Origin of the sequence: Rhodococcus sp. CX, from assembly GCF_015865005.1 — a bacterium.
Lineage (GTDB): Bacteria > Actinomycetota > Actinomycetes > Mycobacteriales > Mycobacteriaceae > Rhodococcus.
Map to the genome: position 1 here is coordinate 1 of NZ_JADZGH010000057.1, position 2,466 is coordinate 2,466.

The following is a 2,466-nucleotide window of genomic DNA, read 5'->3' on the forward strand; positions in this document are numbered from 1 at the left end:
GCCGAACTGCACGCCCGTGAGGCCCCGGACCGGGTGTGGGAACTGGAAACGTACGGGGCGCTGTTCGATCGCACCCCCGACGGGCGGATCAGCCAGCGCAACTTCGGCGGGCACACCTATCCGCGGCTTGCGCACGTCGGCGACCGCACCGGACTCGAACTGATCCGGACCATGCAGCAGAAGATCGTGTCGCTGCAGCAGGAGGACTACGCCGCCCACGGCGACTACGAAGCCCGGGTCAAGGTGTTCGCCGAGTGCACGATCACCGAACTGCTCGTCGACGAGTCGGGCCGCATCGCCGGGGCGTTCGGTTACTGGCGTGAATCCGGCCGGTTCGTGCTGCTCGACGCGCCCGCCGTCGTCATCGCCACCGGTGGCATCGGCAAGTCGTACAAGGTGACCTCGAATTCGTGGGAGTACACCGGGGACGGTCACGCACTCGCGCTGCGGGCGGGCGCGGCGCTGATCAACATGGAGTTCATCCAGTTCCATCCGACCGGCATGATCTGGCCGCCGAGTGTGAAGGGCATCCTGGTAACCGAGGGGGTACGTGGCGACGGCGGGGTCCTCAAGAACTCCGAGGGCGAGCGGTTCATGTTCTCCTACATCCCGCCGGTGTTCAAAGGGCAGTACGCCGAGACGGAGGAGGAAGCCGACCGCTGGTACGAGGACCAGGAGAACAACCGCCGCACCCCGGATCTGCTGCCCCGCGACGAGGTCGCCCGCGCCATCAACTCCGAGGTCAAGGCCGGTCGCGACAGCCCGCACGGCGGGGTGTACCTCGACATCGCCTCCCGGATGCCGGCCGCCGAGATCGTGCGGCGGCTGCCGTCGATGCACCACCAGTTCCTCGAGCTCGCCGACGTCGACATCACGAAGGAACCGATGGAGGTCGGCCCCACCTGCCACTACGTGATGGGCGGTATCGAGGTCGATCCGGACACCGCGGCCGCGTCGGTGCCCGGGCTGTTCGCCGCCGGGGAATGCTCGGGCGGCATGCACGGATCCAACCGGCTCGGCGGCAACTCCCTGTCGGACCTGCTGGTGTTCGGGCGTCGCGCCGGGATCGGGGCCGCGGACTACGTGGAGGGGCTCACCGAACGGCCGCGGGCCTCCGACGCAAGCATCGATGCGGCCGCGCGGACCGCGTTGTCGCCGTTCGATCCGGCCTCCCCGGACCGCACCGAGAATCCGTATACTCTGCACGCGGAGCTGCAGCAGTCGATGCACGATCTGGTCGGCATCATCCGCCGCGCCGACGAGATCGAACGGGCCCTGGCCGAACTGGCCACGCTGCGCGAACGGATCCGCAACGTCGCGGTCGAGGGCAACCGGCAGTTCAACCCCGGATGGCATCTCGCGGTGGACCTGCGCAACATGCTGCTGGTCTGCGAGTGCGTGGCGCGAGCGGCGTTGCTGCGCACCGAAAGTCGCGGCGGGCACACTCGTGACGACCATCCCTCGATGGACGCGGAATGGCGGCGGACGCTGCTGGTGTGCCGCACCGACGGCGGCGACAGATCCATCCCGGACGTGACGGTGACCCCGGAGCGGCAACAGCCGATGCGGCCGGATCTGCTCGCGTTGTTCGACATCGACGAACTGGGCAAGTACTACACCGACGAGGAACTCGCCGATCATCCGGGACGGAGGTCCTGACATGGGCTACCAGGCGGCCTTCCGGGTGTGGCGTGGGGACGCCGACGGCGGCGACCTGCACGACTACACCGTCGAAGCGAACGAGGGCGAGGTCGTGCTCGACGTCGTCCACCGATTGCAGGCCACCCAGGCCCCGGACCTGGCGGTGCGCTGGAACTGCAAGGCGGGCAAGTGCGGTTCGTGTTCGGCCGAGATCAACGGCAAGCCCCGGCTGATGTGCATGACACGGATGTCGACCTTCGACCCGGACGAGACGATCACCGTCACCCCCGTACGCACCTTCCCGATCATTCGCGACCTCGTCACCGATGTGTCGTTCAACTACGAGAAGGCCCGCGAGATCCCGTCGTTCACGCCGCCGCCCGACCTGGCGCCGGGGGAGTACCGCATGCAGCAGGTCGACGTCGAGCGCTCGCAGGAATTCCGTAAGTGCATCGAATGCTTCCTGTGCCAGAACGTGTGCCACGTCGTGCGCGACCACGAGGACAACAAGTCCGCATTCGCCGGGCCGCGCTACCTCATGCGCATCGCCGAACTCGAGATGCACCCGCTCGACGTCGCGGACCGGCGCGACGCCGCGCAGGATCAGCACGGTCTGGGCCTGTGCAACATCACCAAGTGCTGCACCGAGGTGTGCCCGGAGAACATCCACATCACCGACAACGCACTGATCCCGATGAAGGAACGCGTCGCGGGCCGACGCTACGACCCGATCGTCTGGCTGGGCAACAAGCTGTTCCGGCGCTGAGTGCCCGGAAGCGCCGGACCGGGACACCGTGTCCGGTGTTCACGTGAGTGCGGCGATGA

2 protein-coding genes are annotated in these 2,466 nt (G+C 67.6%); both read left to right on the forward strand.

The genetic code is table 11. The features are described 5' to 3' along the window. Positions 1-1,659, forward strand: a 1,659-nt coding sequence (locus I0Q12_RS05705) for a fumarate reductase/succinate dehydrogenase flavoprotein subunit (protein ID WP_197251020.1), incomplete at its 5' end; no start/stop codon positions are given. Between the two features lies 1 nt (position 1,660). Further along, complete coding sequence (locus I0Q12_RS05710; RefSeq protein ID WP_197251021.1) at positions 1,661-2,407, forward strand: succinate dehydrogenase/fumarate reductase iron-sulfur subunit; 747 nt, start codon at positions 1,661-1,663, stop codon at positions 2,405-2,407. The last annotated feature ends 59 nt before the right edge of the window (positions 2,408-2,466 follow it).

Bases quoted from the DNA above. Each gene is read 5' to 3' on its own strand.
- I0Q12_RS05710 (WP_197251021.1), top strand. From the start codon at position 1,661: ATGGGCTACCAGGCGGCCTTCCGGGTGTGGCGTGGGGACGCCGACGGC.